The sequence below is a fragment of the Flaviflexus massiliensis genome (genome assembly GCF_001375495.1).
Lineage (GTDB): Bacteria > Actinomycetota > Actinomycetes > Actinomycetales > Actinomycetaceae > Flaviflexus > Flaviflexus massiliensis.
The window spans coordinates 774607-798853 of the sequence record NZ_LN831058.1 but is presented as its reverse complement, the minus strand read 5'-3'; the positions used below and the strand labels follow the sequence as shown (position 1 = coordinate 798853).

The 24247-nt window shown below is 58.9% G+C and carries 21 protein-coding genes and 1 tRNA gene; 7 read left to right on the top strand and 15 right to left on the bottom strand.

Features of this window, described 5'->3' with window-relative positions; translation table 11 throughout:
* Positions 1-32 precede the first annotated feature (32 nt).
* Positions 33-353 (bottom strand): putative quinol monooxygenase, encoded by a 321-nt coding sequence (locus tag BN1241_RS07525; protein WP_054953028.1) that lies wholly within the window; start codon positions 351-353, stop codon positions 33-35.
* A 432-nt stretch (positions 354-785) separates the two neighbouring features.
* On the opposite strand from BN1241_RS07525, the gene BN1241_RS07520 reads away from it, so the two are divergent.
* Genes BN1241_RS07520 through BN1241_RS07510 form a run of 3 tightly spaced genes read left to right on the top strand, consistent with a single transcriptional unit; the run spans position 786 to position 3149 of the window.
* The gene (locus tag BN1241_RS07520) at positions 786-1970 is read left to right on the top strand and encodes an LLM class flavin-dependent oxidoreductase (RefSeq protein WP_054953027.1); all 1185 of its coding nucleotides are present in this window, start codon (positions 786-788) and stop codon (positions 1968-1970) included.
* Positions 1970-2659: a CE1759 family FMN reductase gene (locus BN1241_RS07515; RefSeq protein WP_054953026.1), complete on the top strand. Its 690-nt coding sequence runs from the start codon at positions 1970-1972 to the stop codon at positions 2657-2659. The genes BN1241_RS07520 and BN1241_RS07515 overlap by 1 nt, the downstream gene beginning before the upstream one ends.
* The gene (locus BN1241_RS07510) at positions 2637-3149 is read left to right on the top strand and encodes a MarR family winged helix-turn-helix transcriptional regulator (RefSeq protein ID WP_054953025.1); all 513 of its coding nucleotides are present in this window, start codon (positions 2637-2639) and stop codon (positions 3147-3149) included. The genes BN1241_RS07515 and BN1241_RS07510 overlap by 23 nt, the downstream gene beginning before the upstream one ends.
* A 141-nt stretch (positions 3150-3290) precedes the next feature.
* Here the strand turns inward: BN1241_RS07510 and BN1241_RS07505 are convergent, their stop codons facing one another.
* From BN1241_RS07505 to BN1241_RS07495, 4 genes are all read right to left on the bottom strand, one after another.
* Positions 3291-4673, bottom strand: coding sequence for an MFS transporter (locus BN1241_RS07505; protein WP_054953024.1), 1383 nt, complete (start codon positions 4671-4673; stop codon positions 3291-3293).
* A gap of 685 nt (positions 4674-5358) precedes the next feature.
* The gene (locus BN1241_RS07500; protein ID WP_054953846.1) at positions 5359-7800 is read right to left on the bottom strand and encodes a DMSO/selenate family reductase complex A subunit; all 2442 of its coding nucleotides are present in this window, start codon (positions 7798-7800) and stop codon (positions 5359-5361) included.
* Between the two features lie 627 nt (positions 7801-8427).
* Entirely contained in the window at positions 8428-8595 is a 168-nt protein-coding gene (locus BN1241_RS13605; RefSeq protein ID WP_077138324.1) for a DUF4236 domain-containing protein, read from the bottom strand.
* A gap of 458 nt (positions 8596-9053) precedes the next feature.
* Positions 9054-9242 (bottom strand): helix-turn-helix transcriptional regulator, encoded by a 189-nt coding sequence (locus tag BN1241_RS07495; RefSeq protein ID WP_054953023.1) that lies wholly within the window; start codon positions 9240-9242, stop codon positions 9054-9056.
* A gap of 58 nt (positions 9243-9300) precedes the next feature.
* On the opposite strand from BN1241_RS07495, the gene BN1241_RS07485 reads away from it, so the two are divergent.
* Positions 9301-10490, top strand: a protein-coding gene (locus BN1241_RS07485; protein WP_390618011.1) for an IS3 family transposase whose coding sequence is annotated in 2 segments (ribosomal slippage) — positions 9301-9553 and positions 9553-10490 — 1191 coding nt in all. Because the reading frame shifts where the segments join, the coding sequence is not laid out codon by codon here.
* A gap of 177 nt (positions 10491-10667) precedes the next feature.
* Here BN1241_RS07485 and BN1241_RS07480 read toward each other — a convergent pair.
* On the bottom strand, positions 10668-10919 hold the full coding sequence (locus BN1241_RS07480) for a helix-turn-helix domain-containing protein (RefSeq protein ID WP_082418268.1): 252 nt from the start codon (positions 10917-10919) through the stop codon (positions 10668-10670).
* 58 nt (positions 10920-10977) lie between these two features.
* On the opposite strand from BN1241_RS07480, the gene BN1241_RS13600 reads away from it, so the two are divergent.
* The gene (locus BN1241_RS13600; RefSeq protein ID WP_082418368.1) at positions 10978-11355 is read left to right on the top strand and encodes a helix-turn-helix domain-containing protein; all 378 of its coding nucleotides are present in this window, start codon (positions 10978-10980) and stop codon (positions 11353-11355) included.
* On the opposite strand, the gene BN1241_RS07475 is transcribed toward BN1241_RS13600, so the two are convergent.
* From BN1241_RS07475 to BN1241_RS07450, 6 genes are all read right to left on the bottom strand, one after another.
* Positions 11311-11383, bottom strand: a tRNA-Thr gene (locus BN1241_RS07475). The two genes, BN1241_RS13600 and BN1241_RS07475, sit on opposite strands and share 45 nt — an antisense overlap.
* Positions 11384-11497: 114 nt before the next feature.
* Positions 11498-13033, bottom strand: a complete 1536-nt coding sequence (locus tag BN1241_RS07470; RefSeq protein ID WP_054953020.1) for an alpha/beta hydrolase — start codon at positions 13031-13033, stop codon at positions 11498-11500.
* Positions 13034-13098: 65 nt separating this feature from the next.
* A complete protein-coding gene (locus BN1241_RS07465) occupies positions 13099-14247 on the bottom strand; it encodes a DNA polymerase III subunit delta' (protein ID WP_054953019.1) in 1149 nt (382 codons plus the stop codon).
* A complete protein-coding gene (tmk, locus tag BN1241_RS07460) occupies positions 14234-14836 on the bottom strand; it encodes a dTMP kinase (protein ID WP_054953018.1) in 603 nt (200 codons plus the stop codon). Before tmk ends, BN1241_RS07465 begins: the two co-directional genes overlap by 14 nt.
* Positions 14833-17649 carry a type I DNA topoisomerase gene (topA, locus tag BN1241_RS07455; RefSeq protein WP_054953017.1) on the bottom strand — a complete coding sequence of 939 codons (2817 nt, stop codon included), beginning with the start codon at positions 17647-17649 and terminating at the stop codon, positions 14833-14835. Before topA ends, tmk begins: the two co-directional genes overlap by 4 nt.
* Before the next feature lie 101 nt (positions 17650-17750).
* On the bottom strand, positions 17751-19205 hold the full coding sequence (locus tag BN1241_RS07450) for a DUF7059 domain-containing protein (protein WP_054953016.1): 1455 nt from the start codon (positions 19203-19205) through the stop codon (positions 17751-17753).
* A 121-nt stretch (positions 19206-19326) separates the two neighbouring features.
* On the opposite strand from BN1241_RS07450, the gene BN1241_RS07445 reads away from it, so the two are divergent.
* Positions 19327-20730: an MFS transporter gene (locus BN1241_RS07445; protein WP_222704420.1), complete on the top strand. Its 1404-nt coding sequence runs from the start codon at positions 19327-19329 to the stop codon at positions 20728-20730.
* Positions 20731-20793: 63 nt separating this feature from the next.
* Entirely contained in the window at positions 20794-23142 is a 2349-nt protein-coding gene (locus BN1241_RS07440; protein ID WP_077138323.1) for a DEAD/DEAH box helicase, read from the top strand.
* Here BN1241_RS07440 and BN1241_RS07435 read toward each other — a convergent pair.
* The 3 genes from BN1241_RS07435 to BN1241_RS07425 form a co-directional block, all read right to left on the bottom strand.
* On the bottom strand, positions 23139-23483 hold the full coding sequence (locus tag BN1241_RS07435) for an Rv3654c family TadE-like protein (RefSeq protein ID WP_054953014.1): 345 nt from the start codon (positions 23481-23483) through the stop codon (positions 23139-23141). The genes BN1241_RS07440 and BN1241_RS07435 overlap by 4 nt on opposite strands.
* A complete protein-coding gene (locus BN1241_RS07430; protein ID WP_054953013.1) occupies positions 23480-23803 on the bottom strand; it encodes a TadE family protein in 324 nt (107 codons plus the stop codon). Before BN1241_RS07430 ends, BN1241_RS07435 begins: the two co-directional genes overlap by 4 nt.
* Before the next feature lie 138 nt (positions 23804-23941).
* Positions 23942-24130 carry a DUF4244 domain-containing protein gene (locus tag BN1241_RS07425; RefSeq protein ID WP_054953012.1) on the bottom strand — a complete coding sequence of 63 codons (189 nt, stop codon included), beginning with the start codon at positions 24128-24130 and terminating at the stop codon, positions 23942-23944.
* Positions 24131-24247 lie beyond the last annotated feature (117 nt).

Genomic DNA, 24247 nt, shown 5'->3' with positions numbered 1-24247 from the left:
CGTGAGCTACCTGCCCGCCACACGGTGATGATCTAGTTGACGGCGAGTTCGCCCATCTCGTCCCAGCCATCGCCGTCGATTTGACGGGAGATGATTTTGGGCGTGGCGGACAGGTACTGGGGGAACTCCTCCTGCATCTTCTTAAAGTGCGGGGAGTTAACATGGTCTCCCGCAGCATCGTCCTCAAATCCTTCCACAACAACCCACTCGTTGGGGTTCTTGTAAGAACGGGACCATTCGAAGAACTTGTTGCCCGGCTCAGCGAGGGTTGCCTCGGTGAACTCGGCAGTGATCTCACCCCAGCGATCGGCATATTCGGGCTTAACCGGGAACTTCACGACAATAAAGATCATGTGTTTCTACCTCTCAATGATGATTTTACGCCGCACTTTCATCGACCCAAGCTCGGCACCGACACACAATGATGGTTCGAGCAGGCGATCGATTCGGACGGGCGCATGTGCACTCTCAGCTTCCCAGAGATCAACAAGGAGTGTCTACCCGTGAGACATCGTGGACTCCGACCAAGGCCACAACGGAGAAGCGGCACCTATGCCAGCTAGAGCCTCCTAACAACACCCTGCCAACAGGTTCGCAAACACTTTGAAAAAAATCCAGGAACGGCCACTTTACCCTGCGTTTATCTTTACTTTGAGTGATCACTTCTCTCCTGCTTAGCCAGCTCACAGGCGCTCGGGAATAGATTGAGCACTTCTGCGTTGTAGAAAGTAGTTCAAATTTGAAATACTTTGTTTGTGCGAACCCGCGAGGAAAGTCAAGGAATCATGCAGTTCGGAATTTTCACCATTGGTGACATCACCACCGACCCTACAACCGGCAAGACCCCCACCGAAAACGAACGCATCAAGGCCACCGTCGAAATCGCGAAGCATGCAGAAGAAGTTGGCTTCGACGTGTTCGCCACAGGCCAGCACCACAACCCGCCCTTCGTAGCACCGGGCAACCCGCCCACCCTGCTGGCCTACCTGGCGGCTCAGACCGAAAAGATCATCCTCTCGACCGCCACCACCCTCATCACCACCATGGACCCGGTACGCCTGGCAGAGGACTACTCCTACCTGCAGCACCTGGCCGACGGTCGTGTGGATCTCACGATGGGTCGCGGCAACACCGGCCCGGTCTACCCCTGGTTCGGCAAGGACATCCGCTCCGGCATTCAGCTCGCCGTCGAGAACTACAACCTGCTGCACCGCCTCTGGCACGAGGAACAGGTTGACTGGCAGGGCAAGCACCGCACGCCCCTGTCGAACTTCACGGCCACCCCTCGTCCCCTGGACGACGTTGCGCCGTTCGTGTGGCACGGCTCAATCCGGTCGCCCGAGATCGCTGAGCAGGCCGCCTACTACGGTGATGGTTTCTTCCACAACAACATTTTCTGGAACAAGGAACACGTCATTGCCATGGTCCGCCTGTACCGTCAGCGCTACGAATATTACGGTCACGGCAAGGCACACCAGGCATACGTCGCTCTCGGTGGCCAGACCTTCATGCACAAGAACTCCCAGGAAGCGGTCCGTCAGTTCCGCCCCTACTTCGATAACGCACCGGTCTACGGACACGGTCCGTCGATGGAGGACTTCATGGAGATGACACCTCTGACCGTGGGCTCACCCCAGCAGGTCATCGACCGCACCCTCGAGTTCCGCGACTGGGTGGGCGACTACCAGCGTCAGATGTTCCTCATCGACCACGCGGGCTTGCCCCAGAAGACCGTCCTCGAGCAGCTCGATATCTTTGGTTCGGACGTTCTCCCTGTCCTGAAGGAAGAGTTCAGGAAGAACCGTCCCGCCGATGTTCCCGAGGCACCCACGCACGAGTTCCTTGTTGAGCGTGCACGCCGTGGCGAAGCTCCCGTCGCCGGCGGTACGGAAGGTTCACAGGCTTGGATTGAGGCTGAAGAACGCCGCGCCAAGCTCGAGGCAGCTGCTGCTGAGAAGGGAAAGAACTAATGGTCGCCGTCGAAAACGTTTCCGAATCAACCGATCCGTTCACCCCGGAGGCACGCCACATTGTGGTCGTTTCCGGTGGGCTCGGTGATCCGTCACAGTCGGCCATGCTCGCCAAGCGCTTGGCAACAGCCACGACCGACGCCCTGTCCGAGTCCGGTGTTGTCCCCGAGGTTGAGGTGATCGAGCTGCGACTGCTCGCCACCGACATCTCCAACGCACTGATCGCCCACAACAACTCTCCCGCACTCCAGAAGGCAATCGATCAGGTCATGGAGGCGGATGGCGTCATTGCCGTCTCTCCCACCTTCAAGGCCTCCTATTCAGGACTTTTCAAGTCCTTCTGGGACCTGGTGGACGAGGACGAATTCGCGGGAACCCCGGTGCTTCTTGGAGCAACCGGCGGAACAGCCCGCCACTCCCTCGTGATCGACCAGGCCATGCGTCCCCTGTTCGCCTACCTCAAGGCACTCGTGGCACCCATGAGCGTGTTCGCAGCCTCCGATGACTGGGGTCTGGTTGAGGGCGGGTCCGAGTCCACTCGCACCGCACCGATCCAGCACCGAATCTCCCAGGCAGGTGAAGCTTTCGCAAACCTGCTCGAGGGGCGTCCGGCTAGACCCAGGAAGAAGCAGGAAACCGAGACCGGGGAACTCGAGGTGATTCCCTTTGAGCAACTCCTCCACGGCTGAGCCCTGGTCGAGAGCCGTCACCCCCAGCCACCGCGAACGGGACACTCCGAGGCAGGCGTGGCGCGCCTACTGGGAGGCAACCGCCCTCCTCCAAGACCGTCTCGAACGAGACCTCAAGAAGGAAGCTGACCTCAGCCTCTCCGACTACAACCTGCTCCTGATTCTCATGGAGGCAGGCGGGTCAATGAGGATGGGAGAGATTGCGGACCGCATGGTCTTTGCCCCCTCCCGCATCACCTATCGCGTCCGCCTCCTTGTCGAGAAGGGACTCGTCTGTCGCGACATCGAGAATTCTGACCGCAGGGCCACAATCGCCACGATCACGCAAGAAGGCAAGGACGTGTTCAGGAACGCCGCCCGCCTTCATGCCCAACAGGTCGAAGAGAACTTCCTTCAGTTCCTCGACCCGGATGAAGTGGAGACACTCCTCAACGTCTTTACCAAAGTTGGCAGGAGCCTCGACACGAGCGCAACCAGCTCGATCAGATAACCGGCGCACGGACACGGCGGCAGAGATCTAGATCGTTGATTCAGAGCTAGTGGAACTTGACGCAAAGTGGTGTGGGGATCGCGTTTGAACGCGATCCCCACACCACTTCCTCACATCCCGAGTGAGACGTGAGCAGCAACGCTAGTTAATCGCCTTGCCCTTCTGCTCAGGCAGGAAGAAGGCCGCCCCAGCAGCAATCGCAAAGGCCGCCGAGAAGATCGTGAACGTCAGGGCGTTCCCGCCCCAGGTAATAAAGAACGGAACAAGGAGCGGTGTCAGGATCGAAGCGATTCGACCAAAGCCCGCTGCCGCACCCGTTCCCGTGCCGCGCACGGTCGTTGGGTAGAGCTCCGGCCCAATCGCGTAGAGAGCGCCCCAGGCACCGAGGTTAAAGAACGAGAGGAGCATGCCGGCGGCAATGATCTGCCACTCGCTTCCCGCCTGGCCGTAGAGAATTGCCGCTAGAGCAGATCCAGCGAGGAAGATCGCGAGGGTTTTGCGCCTACCAATCTTCTCAATCAGATAGGCAGAGAGCGCGTACCCGGGGATCTGCGCGAGGGTGATGATGAGGGTAAATTCGAAGGATTTCACAAGCGAGAAACCCTGCGCGGTAAGGAGCGACGGGATCCAGGTAAAGGCCCCGTAGTAGGAGAAGTTGATTGCAAACCAAATGACCCACAGGGCGATGGTGCGCCTGCGCATAGATGGGGACCAGATCGTCAGATGCTTATCCGGCTGCGGCACTTTCAAAGCTTCAGCATCGGCATCCGAGTTGACCGTCGGACCCGTGTACGCGTACTCCGGTCCCGCCGATTCTTCGTATTCCTGAACGATCTTTTCAGCCTCGGAGTACTTGCCCTTCGTTTCCAAAAATCGAACAGACTCAGGAGCGTGAAGTCGAATGATGAGCGAATAGAGTGCAGGGACGGCTCCGATGACGAGACCCCAGCGCCAACCATCGTCACTTCCAGCGACCACGAAGTAACCGATGAGAGCCGCAAGGATCCAGCCGAGCGCCCAGAATGCCTCGAGCCAAACAATGATGCGGCCACGGATCTTCTTTGGCGCGAACTCGGACACGAGCGTTGAAGCCACAGGAAGCTCCGCACCAAGACCGAGGCCCACGATGAAGCGAAACACCAGGAGCACGCCCACGGAGGTGGCGAGCGCAGAAGCACCCGTTGCCAGGCCATAAATCAGCAGGGTGAGGGCAAAGACGGAGCGTCGCCCAATTTTGTCGGCCAGCAACCCGCCCAGGGTTGCGCCGATGGCCATGCCAACAAATCCGATAGAAATGATCCAGGAACGTTCGGAGTCACTCAGCATCCACTGCTCGCCGAGGGCGGCGACGATGAAAGAGATGAGACCCACGTCCATCGCATCCAGCGCCCAGCCAATTCCAGACGTACCAAGGAGCTTCCCTAGCTTCTTTGTAAAAGGGAGTCGTTCGAGGCGTTCGGAACGCGCAAGCACGTCCCTCTCCGCTTCCTCGTTCGAAACCTGCTCACCCTGTGTTTTGTTCATGATGTCCTTTACAGAAAACAGCTCGCAGTTGACCGTGCTCCGTGTTTTCGAAAAACTTGCCCCCGAAGCGAAATCGGTCAATGATTGCGCCCAGTTATTCTGGAAGATAACACAACAACTGGACACGGCTCTATCTTGATCAGCACGCGACCCTCCAGACAATAGAAATTCCACATCAGCCAGACCTGTCAGTGAATCTCAGGAAACTGGCGAAATCCCTCACATTCAGACATTTCACAGCAAACGCCATGTTTCACACGGCACGAGAGACTTGTTCTTCGTCACACTTGTCAAAGACAGTGGGAAATTCGGCCCAAAGTCCCATGGTGACCCCGATTTCGGCCCCTAATGTTTGAGGTACGACATTACTTCCCAAGTGTCATACAGAGTAAGGCCCGTCCCGATCGGATGGGTCTTACTGCTTTTATGATGCAAATATATGACGGCAAACTCCGCTGACTTGGATCAGGTCGATGTTCCTGATTCCAACAAGAAAGGTTCTCGGACGACAAGGTCGGGCAATTGGAACCACAAGCGCCAGAGAGAGCTGAGCACGGCAGGCATAGGTGGGTCAATCCACGTTAGCAATCGATTTCCGCCCCGCATTGAAGATAAATATCGGGTGGTTCGCGCAGCTGATGATGCTGTGCGAACCACCCGACCAATTGAAATTGCGTTGATTTATCTACTGGGCTTTCTCAACCTGAACAAGGTTAGTGTGCTGACCATTACCCTTTGCCAGCGGTGTCGGGTGAAGACTCGTCAACATGTTGACAGCACCACCGCGGTCAACACCCTTGCTGTCGAGGTCGATCCAGGCACCTTGGGGAACAGAGATCGCGCCAGGAACGATTCGCGGAGTAACCATTGCGGGAATCGAGATCTTGCCTCGATCGTTGTAAATCGTGACCTGGTCGTCTGACTTGATGCCGCGCGGGCCGGCATCTACAGGATTGATCCAAACCCGCTGGTTGTGAGCCTCCTTCAGGTTTGCGTTGTTCCCATACGTTGAGTGCGTACGACCTTTGAAGTGGTGTCCAATACATTGCAGTGGGTACTTCTTGTTCGTTCGCGCCTCTTCCACGCCTTCACGTGTGGCCACATAGGCGGGAATGGGAGTGATCTCGTCGCCTGGAATCGGGTTAGGGAACTCCCAGTCGTTAGCAAGTTCAGCAAGCCTAGAGGAGTAGATTTCAATTTTTCCTGACGGAGTATCGAGAGGGTTCGCGTCGGGATCATCCCTAAAAGATTTCAGTGCAATCGTCGGCCCGTCAGGGCTCGTGTAACGGAACACACCCTGCTCCCGTAGCTCTTCAAAGGTTGGGAACATACCCGGCTTATTTTCCCTGGCAGTATCCTGAACCCAACGAGCCCAATCCTCAGAAGATTTCTTCCCTTCGGAGAATTCTTCGCCAATGCCAAGTCGTTCTGCGATAGCGGCCGTGACCTCAATGGCAGGACGTGACTCGTAAAGCGGCTCGATAGCTCGCTCAGACATGATCTCGTAGGCAACATCGCCCGTATATTCAGACGGGATGATGTCCCAACGTTCCGCTGTGGTCGTATCGGGAAGAACCAGATCACACATCTTCATGGATGAAGTCATCTGGTTGTCCATGCCCACGATGAACTCACACTTCGTATCATCATCGAGGATTTCACGTGTCCTGTTGATGTCACCATGCTGACTGGACAGCATCGCGGAGCCATAAACAAGCATAAACTTGATGCCAACATCGAGTTTGTCCTTACCGCGCACACCATCACGTACCGCTGTAAGTTCTTCACCGCGTTCAATTGCATCGGTCCACTTGTAGCAGGAGATCGTGGTTTCGACCGGATTCACACCGTCATCCATCCACGGAGTGTAGGGCCACAGGTATCCTTCACGCCCACCCGTGCCACCACCGGGGATACCGACATTGCCAGTCATCGCAGCCAGCAGATAGATGGCATTCGCATTGTTCTCGCCATTCGCATGACGCTGCGGCCCCCAGCCTTGGGCGATGTTGACAGGCTTGGTTTGGGCAACATCGCGAGCAAACATACGTATCTTGTCCGCCGGCACGCCCGTGATCTCAGCGGCCCATTCTGGAGTCTTTTCAACCCCATCTGCGCCCTTACCTTCAATGTACGATCGGTACGATGCATTCTTTGGAGCGCCTTCGGGCATGTGGTCCTCATCGAAGCCTACACAGTACTTGTCAAGAAAATCTTGGTCTTGAAGCCCCTCGCTAATCATGACATGAGCCATACCGGCGACGAGTGCCGCATCGGTCCCTGGGCGGAGAGCAATCCAATCATCTGCAAGAACGGAAGCCGAGTCCGAGTACCGGGGATCGACCACAATCATGCGCAACCCTGCCTTCTTGGCAAGGGTCGCAATGTAGGTCATGCCACCGCCTGACATGCGGGTCTCTAGCGGATTGTTTCCCCACAGTACGAGCAGTTTTGAGTTCTCGATCGCATCTTCAATCGAGTTCGAGATCTGTTCGTCCGGAGAGCCGTAGAAATAGCGCGTGCATTGGGAAATCTGTAAGTAGCTGTAGTTCCCGTAATACCCGAGATACCCACCAAGCAGGTTGAATAGCCTTGCCCAGCCACCGGAGTTGGCGATGTGGGCGTTCCACACCCCGGATCCGTACTGTTTGTAGACGGCTTCCGGCCCGTACTTGTCATAGGTATAACGGAGCTTTTCTGCAACGAGATCCAGTGCCTCATCCCAGGAGATCTCAACGAACTCCCCATCGCTTCGTTTACCTCCAACTCGCTTGAGTGGCTTCTTGATGCGATCGGGATTGTAAATGCGCTGCCGCATGTTACGTCCACGTACGCAGGCGCGAATCTGACGGTTCCACAAGGTGTCGTCACCAGTGTTGTCCTGAAGGACACGAACAACAGTTCCATCCTTGATCTGCAACCTCAGTGGGCAACGTGAACCACAGTTGACGAGGCACGCCGACCACACGGTCCTGTCTACCCCTTCAGCACCTTCGATAGATGCACTGCGTGCCGAAGGCACGCCAAGGTGAGCCGCAGTTCCCACCAGCGCCGTTGTACCACCAACAACACCCGACCATTTCATAAATGATCGGCGGCTCACTTTCTTCTCAAGCACCTCGGTCATGTCGAGGACCAACCTTTCACCATTCATTGCGATTTGGATTCAACCTAAACCACACTTTTGGAATGAAAGATGCTAAAGGTCCCAAAAAGGACAGCAACCAGTTACCGACTTACCCCCAATATCACTACCAACTTGTTAGCTAAATCGTTCCCAATTGCCGCTCTTGGCTGTTGAATTTTCTAGCACTTCATGAGTGCGATGGCCCGCAATCATGAAGAACGGTCACAGACCGAAGGAAATTGCAGGCTGAGACTTACGTTCCATACGAAACTGAATTACCTTCCCACCCATCAGTCGCACGGCTGATCTTGATAAACGGCTGCTACTTCATCATGTTGCGTCGTTAACTCGAGCACGGTTGCATGCCAGGCGTGAAGGACCTCAGCCCACATGCTCACACCTGCCCAATCTGTCACTACCCCTACAAGAAGGAGGTGAAGTGGTCCAGGTTTCCAATCGGAGCAATACTCACTGGTCGCAACAGGAGTCTCGCGCACCATGGACGCAGGCATCGACGAAACTGCTCGGAAGTTAAGAGAACCGCCCCATTCCCTCACAGAAAGGGGCGGGGCGATCGATTGGATTCAGAATATCAAGCAACGCGTCTGCCGAGCTCCTCGCGTGTGCCTAGAGTTTGAATCGCCAGGATTTCCCTTTGCCAAGACGCACACTTCCGCATCCACGACTGTTGAAAGTAACAGGGCCCGCCTTTCGTGAGATTGAAGTTCCGGACTTTGAAATGTTCAATGCAGTGTTTTTACCGAGTTTCTTACGCTTGCGAAAAAAGAACCCCATTGTCTTTTCTTCTCAGTAAATGACTTATTGCCGCCATATCGGCATCTTGTGCGGAATGTAGGTGAATAGCTTTATTTCATACTGCATATTTCCGTCAACGCAGGAATGCTTCTAAGCCAATGCAGATTGCACACCTTGGGCGTACGGTGGTCCGCACTGTGGTTACGGCAGAGTCGGCCTAGATTTCTACGAACCTTGTCTGGCTGCTTGCTCTCGTGGGTATCGATATTTCTCATTTTGCTGATGAGCTGGTGGCTTCGACGGCCGCGATTATCTCAACCACCCCCACCAGCTTCTTCACCTGACTCCTTACCCGGCCTGGTGTCAATGCATGAATTGAGAGGGTGTTACCTTGGCTCGCTATCGCCACTCATGCGAAAACTTGCGGCTAGACCGAATATAGCTACATCACGAGTATTGTGCCCCTGTCCACTTGGTTGGGGGTAGGGGCGTTTTTCTTATGTCTTGGACCAGTTGCCGCGGCCGGGCCACTGCTTGTTCCATTCATTAATTGTTTCCGGAAGCCAGCCGAGGGTTGAGCCCTTGTCTCGACCGATGCGAGCATCCGGCGCCGGGAGGCGCCCGCGGTTGTAGTAGTTACGTCCAGTGGTTGGTGAAATACCAAGGCGTTCGGCAACGCCGTTCATGCAAAGGTGGGGTGTACTAAAGATGTTGGACAGTCATTGATCAGGGAGAATCAAAGGTATGGGTTCAACATCGAGGCGTAAGTTTAGTGCGCAGTTCAAAGCTGAGGCTGTGCAACTGGTGATCCAGTCCGAGCGACCGATTGTGGAGGTTGCCGGTGAGCTCGGGATCAATGCAGGCACGTTGGGGAACTGGGTGAAGAAGTATCGGGAAGATAATCCAGAGCCGGCCAAGAAGATGACCCCGGCCGACTACGGACGGCTGGCGGAGTTGGAAGAGGCGAATCGGCGGCTGCGGATGGAAAATGAGTTCCTAAAAAAAGCCGCGGCCTTCTTCGCCCGGGAGCAGGGGTAGCCGAGAAGGCTGCCCTGATCGAAGCGGAGAAGGACAACTATCCGATCGCGTGGATGTGCACGCAACTTGGTCTGGCGCGCTCGAGTTTCTATGCCTGGCGTACCCAGGTGAATCAGGTCAGCGCCTCGGCTGCCCGTAGGGAGGTGCTGAAGGTCCTGATCCAGGAAATTTACCACGAGCACCGCAAAACGTACGGGTGCCGGCGCATCACCGCTGAACTCAACGACCGCGGCTACCCTGCGTCGGTGGGGTTGGTGGCCAAGCTCATGCGCGAGCTCGGGTTAGCGGGGATTCAACCACGTGCTTATCGGCGCACCACTATCGTCGGTGAGGAGCCGGTGGTGATTCCGGATCTGCTGGAGGGAAATTTCGATCCTGCTGCCCACGCCCCCGGGCACGCGTTGGTTGGTGATATTACCTACCTGCGCACCGGGGAAGGGTGGCTGTACCTGGCCACCGTGATTGATCTATCCACCCGGATGGTGGTGGGCTGGCAGATGGCTTCCCACATGCGCACCTCGCTGGTGATCGACGCGTTGGGGATGGCCATCGACCACGGACGCATCGCGCCGAATTCTGTGTTCCATGCGGACAAAGGAAGTCAGTACACCTCGAGCGAATTTCAGAAATATTGCGAGAAGGTCAAGGTTCGCCCCTCGGTAGGCCGGACTGGGGTGTGCTGGGACAATGCGGTTGCGGAAAGTTTCTTTGCCTCGTTGAAGAACGAGATGTACTACCACCAGGTGTTCACCACCCGGGCCCGTGCCAGGTTCGCGGTCATGGACTATATCGAGGTTTTCTACAACCGCCAGCGTCGGCACTGCGCTCTCGGCTACCGCACCCCGGTCCAGACCTGGCAAGACCACGAGAAAGACCTCGCTGCCACGGCAGCGTGAAAGAAGAAAAACACTAACGACTGTTCAAGATTCTTGACACAGCCCACCTCCTGCGACGGCCAGCAATAACCCTCATCATTCGCGTTATCAGCCAAGGCCAGTAGCACCATCGACTCACGCAACGGCAACTCAGCCAGCCCCCACGCCCACGTCATCGCTTTAATACTCATCGCACAGTCACCCCTCGGCCTGCCAATCCCGATCAAACAAAACATCAGAATCAGGGGAATCAACCGTAGCCGGAATCGGAGTTATCAGCTCCTCAAGATCCGATTGGCGAAACAAGACCCGTCCGTTCGGCAACCGAACATGGGCAACCTTGCCCTCACGCGCCCAGCGCAGGAAGGTTCGCTCAGATGCGACACCCGTAAATTCCGCCGCTTCCTTCGGAACCATAAAGATATAGCCATCCGAGTTTCGTATGTTCATAAGCTGAACATATCCGCCACACTCGCAATCGTCAACCGATATTCTTGACGGATTTCGTATGAACAGGCACTATCTTTATATGACTGCAATTACCGAACGGGCATACACGGTCTCCCAGTGCATTGGCGTAACTGTCAACCAGTATCTTTTCGATGCAGGCATGACGAAGACATCCTTGGCACAAGCCCTTGGAGTCTCCCAACCAAATATTTCAACGCGTATTCATGGACGCGCTGACTGGAGCGCAGAAGATCTCTTGGTAACCGCCGAAACACTGGGCATTACAATCGCTGACCTAGTACCCACTCGAGGCGAGGATGGAGGATGGATCCCGGCCCCATTTAAGCCCGGATACGCAAATCCCCCCGCTTCGGCGGGGGGAGAAAATGCGAGCCGCCTGAGAGAATCGAACTCTCGACCTATTCATTACGAGTGAATCGCTCTACCGACTGAGCTAAGGCGGCGCTGTGTCATCAGCAAATTGAGCTTACCGAAGCTGAAACACTTATTTCAAATAGTGGCCTATGGCGCTGGACACGATTGGACCCCAGGTCTGGGTCCGGGGTCCAATCGCTGTCCTACTCGGCAGGGCAGGTGAGTCCGTCTTCGGGAACCTCATCGTTGATGAAGTAGTTGTCGACGGCGTCTTCAATGCAGGGGCCGGCCGTTCCGTAGGCGGTGTGCCCTTCACCTTCCCAGGTGAGGAGGACGCCGTTATCAAGCTGCTCGGCAAGGTTTACGGACGACTGGTACGGGGTGGCGGGGTCGCCTTCGGTACCGATGACAAGGATGTCGTTGGAGCCTTCCGCAATAAAGGGTCCGGGGACCTCATCGGCCGTATACGGCCACTCGCCACAGAACGTGTCCCCACCTTCGAAGTAGGGTGCGAAGGTCGGAGCGTCTTCGTGCAGACGGGCATCGCTTTCCGCGATTGCTTCCTCATCGATGTCTGCCGGGTAGTCGATGCAGTTGATGGCCCATCGAGCTTCAAGCGAGTTGTCGCTGAAGGCACCAGAGTAGGTGTCTCGGCCGATCATGAGGTCATTGAAGGTGAGGATGAGGGTGCCATCGTCCTGGTTGACCACCATGTCGAGAGCCTGGGTCAGATATGGCCAGGTTTCTTCGGCATAGAGGGTGGTGGCGATTCCGGTGTAGAAGATTCCGGGGTTCACAACTCGGTCCTCAATGGCGGTCTCAATCGGTTCGTCTGCTGTGCTTGTGATGAGTTCCTGCAGGTAGGCCTTAGCTTCTTCAGGGCTGTCGCCTTCCAGCGGGCAATCTTCCTCAGCGAGGCAGTACTCGATGTAGGCATCGAGCGCCTGTTCGAAACCAACGGCCTGGAAGTACGACTGGTCGAGGGAGGAGATGGCGGGGTCGACCGCACCGTCAAGAACCATGTGGCCAACGTTTTCGGGGAACAGGTCGGCGTACTGACCACCGAGGTGGGTGCCGTAGGAGAAACCAAAATAGTCGAGCTTCGCTTCACCGAGCGCTGCCCTCATGACATCCATGTCTTTCGCGGCATCGATAGTGCTGACGAATTCGAGCAGCTCTCCCGAGGTTTCCTCACAGGCGGCCACAATGTCTTTCGTGTCCGCGATCGCTTCAGCTTCGCCGTCATCCGTGTCCTCGTACGACTTGTCGAGCATGATGCCGAGCTCATCGTCGGGCAGGCAGTCTACGGGAGCTGAATCGCCCACGCCGCGCGGGTCGAACCCGATAATGTCGTAGTTTGCTCGCAACTCCTCGGTGAAGTAGAAGGAAGCCGATGCTGCGACGTCCTGTCCGGAGGCTCCCGGGCCCCCGGGGTTCACAAAGAGCGAGCCCCTGGCTTCTTCCGTAGCTTTCGCCTTGAGAACCGCGATCTCGATCGTTTCCCCGTCGGGGTTGTCATAGTCGAGAGGCACCGTGATTGTCGTGCATTCCGAGTTGATCGTTCCCGAATCTTCGCAGGCACCCCATTCAATGTCCTGGTTGTAGAATTCTTCCAGCCCTTCGGGTGCGGGCGAGGGTATTGCAGCCTCGTCTCCGGCCAGGTCTTCACCGGGCACGGAAGAAGAACAGGCTCCGAGAGCGAGGAACAGTGTCAGGGCGAGGGCGGAGAAGCGTTTCACCCCTCCAGGCTAAACCAGATTCCTCAAATGATTCGACGCAGCATGGTGGATGGGGATTGTTCCCCTCAGCGCCGAACAGCGACCATCATCGCCTCCACGGCAAGCGCCGGCGCAATGTTGCCGCCGATGCGCTCCCTTGCAAGCGATATCTCATCCATGATCGCAATGGTTTTCTCGGCCCCTGTCGCGTCCGCTATCTCCCGGATCTCGCGATCAAAGTCCGGATTGACGAGGTCGGTATCGGTGTCGAGCTGGACGGTGAGAACGTCCCGGTAGAAGGACAGCAGGTCAATGAGCGAACGGTCGATGGCATCACGAAGCTGGCGCGTTTCGCGACGCTTCTGTTCCGCCTCGAGCTGCTTGAACTGGGATTTGAGCTTGGGTGGGATCTGTTCGCTCGGGGTCAGCCCTAGGGTATTGCGAAGCTCGGCGACCTCTCGCTCTGTGCGATCATCTCCCTCGTCATCGGCCTGCGCCTTGGCTCGGTCGAGTAGTTCCGCGGCAGCCAGAACGGCGTGCCCCGTCGTCCTAATGTTGTAGACGGCCGTGAGGTTGTCGTGACGGCGGGATGCCACCTTGGGGTCACGGGCGAGTGCTCGTGCCGCACCCACGTGGGACTGCGCGGCACGTGACGCGACGAGTGCCGCCTCGGCGTCAATACCGTCTCTGCGAACGAGGAGCTCCGCAACCTTCTCGGCAGGGGGAACGACAAGGTTAAGCCCCCGGCATCGCGACCTGATGGTGGTGAGGACGTCGCGGGGTGATGGGGTGCAGAGAATCCACACGGTGCGGGGTGGTGGCTCTTCAATGGCCTTGAGGAGCACGTTTGTTGTGCGCTCCAGCATCCTGTCAGCTTCTTTGATGATCATGACGCGCCACTGCCCGACCGTGGGCATCGCCTGGGCTTGGGAGACGAGTTCACGAACGGAGGCCACCGAGATCGTTGCAGCCTCGGTGCTGAGAATCTCGACGTCGGGGTGGGAATCGGACATGACGGTCCGGCATCCCTGGCATTCACCGCACCCAACGGTCTCATCCGTGCATTGCAGTGCCGCGGCGAATGCTTTTGCCGCGGTGGAGCGACCCGATCCCGGAGGGCCGGTGATTAGCCAGGAGTGGGTCATGCCGGTGCCGCCGTCACGGGCCGCGGTTGCAGCCCTGGTCAGGGTGGCGATGGCCGAGTCTTGGCCGGCCAGGTCATCAAAGACGCCCATATGCCATCCCGATCTCTTCGGAGATCTGTTCGGGGCTTCCGCTCGCATCGATAATGACGAATCTTTCTGGTTCGCGTCCCGCGAGGTCTAGGAAGGTTCGGCGGACCTGAGCATGGAACGCGTCGCCAGCTGATTCGAGTCGGTCCTTGGCGGCACCGATGCGGGTGGCTCCGATAACAGGGTCAAGGTCGAGGAGGAATGTCAGGTCGGGCATGAGCCCGTCAACCGCCCAGCTGTTGAGGTCACCAATCGTGTCCATCCCCAGTCCTCGCGCGGCACCCTGGTAGGCGATCGAGGAGTCCATGTAGCGGTCGGTGATGACGGTGGCGCCACGGTCCAGTGCGGGACGCACAACGGTCGCGATGTGGTGGGCGCGGTCCGCGGCATAGAGCAGTGCCTCGGTGCGCGGGGACAGGTCTTCCCCGTGAAGGAGTGCTTGACGGATGGCAAGACCGAGTTCGGTTCCGCCCGGTTCGCGGGTGACAACAACTTCGGTTCCGGCCGCTTCTAAGCGTTCTGCCAGCTTCCCGATCTGGGTGGTCTTCCCCGCTCCATCTCCCCCTTCGAAGGAAATAAATTTACCGGTCACGACTTGTTCTCTTCTCCCGCGGCCGCCTTGGTTGGCTTGCGGGTCGTGGTCCGCTTGGCAGCGGTCGTACCCGTCGTGCTCTTCGAAGTTGCTGACTTCGTGGACCTCGAAGCGGTCTTCGCAGTTGACGACTTCGCGGTTGTGGACTTCACTGCGGTCTTGGTCGTGGTGGTCTTTCGGGCCGCGGTCTTGCGCGCGGCGGGCTTCTTCTTGGGCGGGTCGTTCTTCAGCTTCTCGCGACGCAGTTCGAGCAGTTCGTAGGCACGCTCGGGGGTGATCGTTTCAACGCTGTCAGCAACGCGGAGGGACGCATTGATTTCACCGTCGGTCACGTAGTGTCCAAACCTGCCGTTCTTCAATACAACAGGCTTCTTGGAAACCGGGTCCTCACCCAGTTCCTTGAGGGGAGCTGCGGCCGCTGCGCGGCCGCGACGCTTCGGCTGAGCAAAGATCGCCTCGGCTTCCTCAACGGTGATCGTGAGAAGCTGTTCCTCGGTCTCGAGGCTACGTGAGTCGGAGCCCTTCTTCAGGTAAGGACCGAACTTGCCGTTCTGGGCGGTAATGGCGATGCCTTCGGCATCTTTCCCGACCTCGCGAGGAAGCGACAGTAGCTGCATGGCCTCATCGAAAGTAATCGTACTGAGGCTCATGTTTTTGAACAGGGACGCGGTCTTGGGCTTGGCGGTCTTCGGAGCATCCTCCGCGAGTACCTCGGTCACGTAGGGACCGAAGCGGCCATTCTTTGCCACAATATCGAGGCCCGTTTCGGGATGCTGTCCCAGGACCTTGCCATCATCCTTGCCCTGCTCGATGAGCTGCTTTGCCTTCTCGACGGTCAGCTCATCGGGAGTGAGCTCGGCCGGAACGGAAGCCCGGACCGGATCACCATCTTTGACCTGTTTTTCGATGTAGGGACCAAACTTGCCGACACGGAGATCAATACCTTCACCGATTGCCATTGTGTTGAGTGCGCGTGCATCGATCTCACCGAGGTTCTCAACCTCGTGTTGAAGGCCCTTGTGGTCGTCATCCCCGTGGTAGAAGGACTCGAGGTAGCTGACGCGGTTGATCTTGCCGGCCGCGATGGAGTCGAGCGAGGTCTCCATCTGCGCCGTGAAGTCGTAGTCAACGTATCCGGGCAGGTTCTCTTCGAGCAGCCGCACGACGGAGAACGCAACCCACGTGGGGACGAGGGACTGCCCGCGGCGCTCAACATAGCCGCGGTCGGTGATAACGGAGATGGTGGAGGCATACGTGGAGGGACGGCCAATACCGAGTTCCTCCAGCTTGCTGACGAGCGACGCATCCGTGAAGCGCGGGGGCGGGGTCGTGACGTGACCGTCGGCGACCGCGCCGGGATCGACAACGTCAACGATGTCGCCCTCGGCGAGTTCGGGTAGCCGAGATTCCGCTTCCTTCTCTTCGTAGCGCGACGTGTCTCGTCCTTCCTCGTAGACGGCGAGGAAGCCGGGGAAGGTGACAACGGTTCCAGAAGCCGACAGGCGGGCCTTTGAGTATCCTGCAGCATCCACACCAGTCGACATCTGCACCGAGACGGTGAGTAGCTGAGCGTCGGACATTTGCGATGCGAGGGTGCGCTTCCAGATCAGTTCGTACAGCTTGTACTGCATCCCGGACAGTGCGTTCTTCACCTGGTCCGGGGTGCGGAAGGTGTCACCGGCGGGACGGATGGCCTCGTGGGCTTCCTGGGCGCCCTTCGCCTTCTTGGAATAGTAGCGGGGGCTGTCAGGAACGTAGGTGGCGCCGTAGCGTTCCTTCACCTGGCTGCGGGCTGCCGAGATCGCTTCCTTCGAGAGGTCGACCGAGTCGGTACGCATGTAGGTGATGAAACCATTTTCGTAGAGCTGCTGGGCCTGGCTCATGGTTTGGCGGGAGTTGAGGCCGAGCTTACGGGAGGCTTCCTGCTGTAGCGTCGATGTCGTGAAGGGAGGCGCCGGACGGCGCTTCGAGGGCTTCGATTCGACCTTCTCCACACCGATATGAGCATCGTGCAGGGCCTTCGCAATTGCCTTGGCGGACTCTTCGTCAAGGACCGCAACATCCTTGCGGATCGCGGACGCTGTCAGCTTCCCATCATCACTAAAGTCCCGTCCCTGAGCGACGGGGTGATCGTCAACCGCGGTGAGGCGTGCCTTAAAGGTCTCTTCTTTCCCTTCATCGCCGCCCCGGACCTTGACCTGGACACTCCAGTAGTGGGATTCGACGAACGCCATGCGTTCCCGCTCCCGCTCCACAACGAGGCGGGTGGCAACCGACTGCACGCGACCAGCGGACAGGCCGCCGCCCACCTTGCGCCACAGGACCGGGGAGACTTCGTAGCCGTAAAGGCGGTCGAGAATGCGTCGGGATTCCTGAGCATCAACGAGCTGCACATCGATCTCGCGCGTGTTTTCGAGGGCCCGGGAGATCGCTTCCTTCGTGATCTCGTGGAACACCATGCGCTTGACCGGCACTTTTGGCTTCAGGACCTGCAGCAGGTGCCACGCGATGGCTTCACCCTCGCGGTCCTCATCCGTTGCCAGATAGAGTTCGTCAGCGTCCTTGAGTAGCCGCTTGAGTTCCGTCACGGTCTTCTTCTTGTTCGCGTCCACAATGTAGTAGGGGTCAAAACCGTCCTCGGTGTTGACTGCGAACTTGCCGTACGGCCCCTTCTTCATGTCTGCGGGCAGCTGCTTGGGTTCTGCCAAGTCCCGAATGTGACCAACGGAAGCTTCCACCACAAAGTCGGAGCCCAAATAGGCCTCGATGGTGCGCGCTTTGGCGGGAGACTCCACGATGACAAGTTTGGTCACTGAATTTCCTTCGATTGATTTTTCCGCGACGGGGACTAGGCACAATATATAAGGAGTGATACCCCGATGTTCAACTCGCTCCCATTCTGCGCCTCACGATATCACCCGTTGACGGCAAGCAGTCCGGCACCGATGAGGTCACGGACGTACGGGAGCACCTGGCCAACGAGCTCCTCCTCATCTACATCCACCAGCGTCGCGATCGCACCGATGATCTGGCCCGCGCTCAAATCACCGTCGCAGGCCCCAACAAATCCCGCCACCTCGGCGGTCACGGGAATCTCCCGTCCGTGGCTGAGAAGGGAAATGTGCCAGGGATCGGGCTGTCCCGCGGTGTGGAGCCGTTTCTCTTGGACCCCGTTGGCAACAAGATGAGAGGCGAGCAGTTCGTCGTCCGTCATTCCCGCGCGTCCCACACCCTCCCAGGTGGCATCCACAAAAGTTTCGGCAATCGGGCCGCGGTATTCTTCCAGACGCTGCGGCCCCTCCGCCCCACCGATCGTGAGGTAGGCAAAGGCAACCGACGAGTTCATGTCGGCCACACTCAGCCACGTTGCAAAAGCAGAATCAAAAGCCGCTCCCGTCAACTGGGATTCACGGAGCCACATGTTCGCGTACTCGGCGGGATCCAGTGCTTCTCGCAGCACCACCCAGGCCCTACGGTCCCCCAGCCACCGCGCGATCGGTTCACGCCATGCCCTATCGAACTCCACATCGCCCACGCCTGCGGCGATATGCCAGTTGCCGAGGATCCAGGCCAAACCATCATCCGCTAGGTGATCACCCAAGCCCGCAAGGATCGCTTGCAGGAGCGAATCACCGGTGCCCCCACCGTCGCGGTATTCAAATGTGCCGATCTGCTCCCGCACCCGCGGTGGTGTCATGACGAACGGCGGATTGGACACAATGCGATCAAACCGCTCAGGAACCGGATCGAAGAGAGACCCCAGCCGCAGATCAACGCTGACGCCCGCGAGCGCAGCATTGAACCGGGTGAAATCGAGGGCCCGCTGGGAAACATCCGTTGCGACCACGCGAGCCCCGGCCCGGGCAGCAAGGATCGCATGGAAACCACACCCGGTCCCCAGGTCAAGAACGGACTGACCCTCGTCGTAACGCGTGAGCCCCGCAAGAGTGAGGGTCGCTCCCCCGACCGGCATGACGTGATTCGTTTCCGGGGCGTGTCCCTGGAGGGGGCCAAGATCGGAAGCGATGAGAAGTTCGCCGCCACCATGACGGTCCGGGACCGCAACGGGTCGCAGGGCGATCGTCGACCTGCCATGCTCATCCACCAGCCCGTGCTCCAAGGCTTCCTCGTAGGAGAGCGATTGGAATGCTTCCGCGAACTGTTCGCGGGTGAGGCTTCCCCCGAGCATGAAGAAGGAGGCGAGGTAGCCGATCCTGCTCGGAGCAGCAGAAATCGCGGTGAGTGCGGGTAGACGCTGCTCACGTTCAACGCCGGCCATGCCCACCGGTCCAAGTGCCTCGGTGATTGACGCCATCGTGAAACCGCGTAAATCTTCCCGCAACGCCGACACCAATACCTGGAGATCCATTCCGCTCACCATTCCAAATCTTTCATGCTTCGTTACCGGGTCGGGAAATGTTATCGAAGTTTGCGTTGATCTCGACACCAAGCGTTCCCGACGGACACCGAAAAGAATATGGTGTAGTGCTGTGACCGACGAAAATCTTCTTTCAGCCAAGGACCGCAACAGGGTCCTCATTGTCCTTCTCTCCTCGCTCTTTATGGCACTTATCGCCGTGTCGATTATTAACGTCGCGCTGCCATCGATCAGGATCGGGCTGGAAGCATCCTCGACTGACCTGCAGTGGGTGCTGTCGGGCTACTCACTGACCTTCGGTATTATTCTTGTCGCCGCGGGACGGTCCGGTGACCTGTTTGGTCGCGAGCGCCTCTTCATCGCCGGCACGACTCTCTTCGGCCTAGCCTCGCTCGTTGCGTCAATCGCACCGGACATTCTTGTTCTGAATATTGCGCGTGCCTTCATGGGTGTCGGTGCCGGCCTCATGAATCCCCAAACAACCGGCATTATCCAGCAGTACTACCGGGGTGCGGATCGTGCCCGGGCTTTCGGTCTCATGGGTGCGGTCGTTGGCTTCGCGGTCGCGATCGGACCGGTCATTGGCGGCGCAATCATCGGCTGGTTCCCGGATGGTGTTGGGTGGCGGTGGACGATGGGAATCAACGTCCCCCTCTCGATCATCTCCGTTGTTCTCGCGATCATGTGGCTTCCCAGGACGCCCCGGTCCCGGGGTGCGAAGCACGACCTGGACCCGGTCGGCGCGCTCCTGCTTGGCGTCGCTGTTTTGCTCTTCATGCTGCCGTTCATGATGGCGACCGATAATGCAAACACGTGGTGGTTTGCTCCCGCCGGCATCATCATCGGTATTGCCTGGTTCGTGTGGGAGCAGCGCTACCGCTACTCGGGCCGCTCCCCCATGGTCAACATGTCGCTGTTCCGCAATGGATCCTTCACCCTGGGCACGGCAATGATCACGGTGTTCTTCGCGGGTACCACCACGGTGTGGGTTCTCATCGCCCAGTTTGTGCAGAACGGTGCGGGTGAATCCGCGCTCGTGGCCGGCCTCGTGGGCCTGCCCGCGGCGATTGTCTCCGTGTTCACGTCCTACATTGGTGGCCGGCTCGTCATGACCCACGGGCGTAGGCTCGTCATCGTCGGTCTCGTCCTCAACATCATCGGGCTTGCGCTAACGGTCTGGGCCGCATTCGCCATTGTTGATGGTGCACCGATCTGGGTGCTGGCCTTCGCGGTCCTCCCCATCGGTTTCGGTGCCGGCTGGATCACGTCTCCGAACCAGACGTTGACGCTCCGCGACGTGCCGCCGAACCACGGTGGTACGGCGGGTGGCATCATGCAGACCGGGCAGCGCATCGGCACCGCCGTCGGCACCGCGGCTGTCACGGGACTGTACTTCAGCAACCTTGAGGCAGGCCACGATATTGCGTTCCTGTGGGGTTACATCCTCATCGCAGTCTTCATGAGCATCGCACTCATCATTTCGATTATTGATGCGGCGAAAGAGTCCGCCAAGTAGCACCCCCTCTACCGCAAAGGCGCCTTCGCTTCGAATGCTTACGGGAACGACTACCCTGTCACCATGACTATCTGGAATGCGATCATGGACGGTTTTTCTGCCGACCAGATTGCCGGCACTCTCCACACGCCCGGGCAGGACGGTACCCGAGCCCCGTGGCCGGCGTGGATCCATCCCGATATTCCAGTTGGCCTGAAGACCCTGGGTGTGAGTCAGCCGTGGGAGCACCAGGTGGAGGGGATGGAGGCCATTGAGGCCGGCCATCACACGGTCATCGCAACCGGGACGGGTTCTGGCAAGTCATTGACCGCATGGGTGCCGATCATCTCCCGCATCCTCCACCACCGCGAATCAACGAGCCTGGCCGACATTCGCAAGCGCCCCACCGCCCTCTACTTGTCACCAACAAAAGCGCTTGCCGCCGACCAGCTGGATTCCCTCGCGAGGCTGGTCACCCTGACGGGCGAACGAGTCCAGCCCACCACTGTTGATGGCGATACTCCATCCGAAGTTCGCAGGTGGGCTCGCGCCTACGCGAATGTCATCCTCACAAACCCGGATTTCGCGCATTTCTCCATGCTGGCAGGCCACGACCGGTGGACCCGCCTCTGGTCCGGTCTCACCGCCATCGTCATCGACGAGTTCCACACCTACCGGGGGATGATGGGAGCCAACATGGCACTCGTCGTGCGGCGAATGCTCCGAGTGGCCCGCCACTACGGCTCAAATCCCACCGTCGTGTTTCTTTCGGCAACCGCCACCGACCCCGCAAGCACCGCGGGCCGGTTCCTAGGCTTCTCCCCCGCTGACATCACCGTCATCAACCGGGACACCTCCTCGCACAGCCCCTCACGCCTTGTTCTTGCCCGCGGCAAGGCCATCCCCACCACCGAGCAGGACGATGTTCTTGTCATTGACAAGAAACCCGAACCGGCTCGGCGTTCGGCTCTCAAGGAGGCCTCCGAGGTGGCGGCTCGGGCAGTGGACGCGGGAGCCTCCACCCTCGTGTTTAGTCGTTCCCGCGCGGGCGCTGAAACAATCAGCTCCCTCATCCGGGAACGCCTGACCGAGAGGCATTCCCGCTTCGCCCGCAGCGTCGCCGCATATCGAGGAGGCTATCTTCCCGAAGAACGCAGGGAGCTGGAAGCAGCCCTGCGCGATGGCACAATCCGTGCCCTCGCCACGACGAACGCCCTCGAGCTTGGGATCGATATCTCCGGTCTCGACGCGGTGGTGATGTCTGGGTGGCCGGGTACCTACGCGTCTTTTAGGCAGCAGATGGGGAGGGCTGGCAGATCCTCCCGCGAGGGCATCGCCGTTCTCATTGCCCGCGATGACCCACTCGATCAGTATCTGGCTGAGCATGTCACGAACCTCCTGGACCAGCCTGTTGAGGCTCAGGTCTTTGACCCGAGCAATCCCTATGTCGTGTCCGGGCACGTGTGCGCGGCCGCGTCAGAGCTTCCGCTGACCGAAGAGGATGCTGCCCTGTTTGGTTTCGACAGCACCGCACATTTTGCTGAGCTGACCGAAGCCGGTCTTCTGACGTATCGGGGAGGCAAGTGGCGCTGGAATGTGGCCCTTGGAACCTCCGCGCACGAGCTGGTCGATATTCGCGGCGCTGGGCACGAGGTATCCATTATCGAGGGCAGCACGGGCACCCTCCTTGGCACGGTCTCGGGATCCCAGGCCGATACGACGGTGCACCCAAACGCGATCTATATCCACCAGGGTGAACCGTTCATGGTCCAGTCTCTCGACGAGGAGCGTGCCATCGTCGAACCCTTCCGGGAAGAAGAAATCAGGACCTTTGCCGTGGCGGAAACTGCCGTCGAACTGGTCGACACCAAGATCGAGATCACCACCAAGAGCGGGGTCCTTGCCTTCGGTGATGTTCTCGTTGCCTCGCGCGTCACCGGATACGACACCAGGCGCAACCACGACGGCCTGTACCTGGGGCGAACACCGTTGGAAATGCCGCTACGGGAGCTCCCAACCCAGGGGTGCTGGTGGACGATGAGCGATGCCAGGTGCGCGGAGGTGGGCCTCACCCCGGACATCCTTCCCGGGGCACTACACGGCCTCGAGCATTGCGCGATCGGCATGCTTCCCCTCCTCGCCACCTGCGACCGGTGGGACATTGGTGGCCTGTCGACCGCGCTCCACCTCCAAACCGGCAACCCCACCATCATCATCCACGACGCCTCCCCGGGTGGTGCTGGCTGCGCGGAGCGAGGCTTCCATAAGGCGCGGGAATGGCTGGAAGCCACCGTTGACCGCCTGGAGTCGTGCCCGTGCCGGGAGGGCTGTCCGTCTTGCGTGCAGTCTCCCAAATGCGGCAACGGCAATTCCCCGCTCTCCAAGGTTGGCGCGCTCCTTTTGGGCAAGGCGCTTGTGGAGGACATGACCTAGGTAGGTCCCGCCTCGGCCTTACCCGTGAGATAGCGCTGCCCGATCATCGCGAAGCGCACATCGGCCCGCGTCTCCACCACGACCCGGTCGCCCCTGATCGTGCAGGACACCAGTTCGGCATCCTCCACCACCGTGCCCGCTACCGCGCACGGATCTGATTCCGCGAACGGGTCGTGTAGCGTTTCCGCGGCCGCAAGCGCCGCAAAGTCCGCCGCGCTATCTGCACGGTGCTTGGCATCAAATCCTGAAGCGAGCAGGCCGAGGAGAAGGGCGAAGGCGGAGATGACAGCGATGAGTCCGGTCGACAGGATCGTTCCCGACCCGCGTTCTGACTCGTTCACCGTCCGGCCTCCGCGAGCGCAGTCATGGACGACTCCGCAGTCAGATCCAGTAGCGACCAGGGTCCGCCAACCGGTGATTTCACGGTGACGGTGAGAAGTTCACCGCTCTGCTTGAGATGTACGGTGGCATCTTTTCCTGCCCGGGCGGACACGAGTTCGCGGACCTCGCTCGAGCTCATCTCCATCGCATAGCCTCGGGCCGCTTCCCGTGCCGCGTCACTGACTCGGATCTGGGTTACGAGTGCCATGCCGAAGCTCACGACGAGGAAGAGGACGGTCAGAACAGCCGGGAGCGTGATTGCGAGCTCCGCGGTGACCATCCCACGCTCCCGATCATCCCTTCTCCCGCTCTCCCGTCTTTTGCCTTCCACAGTCCGTTTTCGTTTCGTTCTTAACATGTTGCCCTCCCGAGCCGGCCCCGCACGGGGCCGGCTCTGTCGGAGACCGCGGGTTGCGATCTAGAAGATGGAGAAAATGTTTCGGAAGATGTTTTCGAGTGCTTCACGCACCCACGGCTGATCGAGAATCCAGACGAGGAGACCTCCGAAGGAGGTAGCGGCAACCGTGCCGATGGCATACTCCGCGGTTGCCATGCCGGCTTCCGGATCGTCGATCATGACCTCGGGTTCGTTCACTTGGGTGTTCATTTTTCTGTTCCTTTCAACTGTTCGTGCCGGGCGGCACACAAGAACTGTCGCCGAAACAGGTTCGGCACCCTCGGGGTCGAAACCTGGTCGTGGAGGTGCATGCGCGTGACGTCCTGT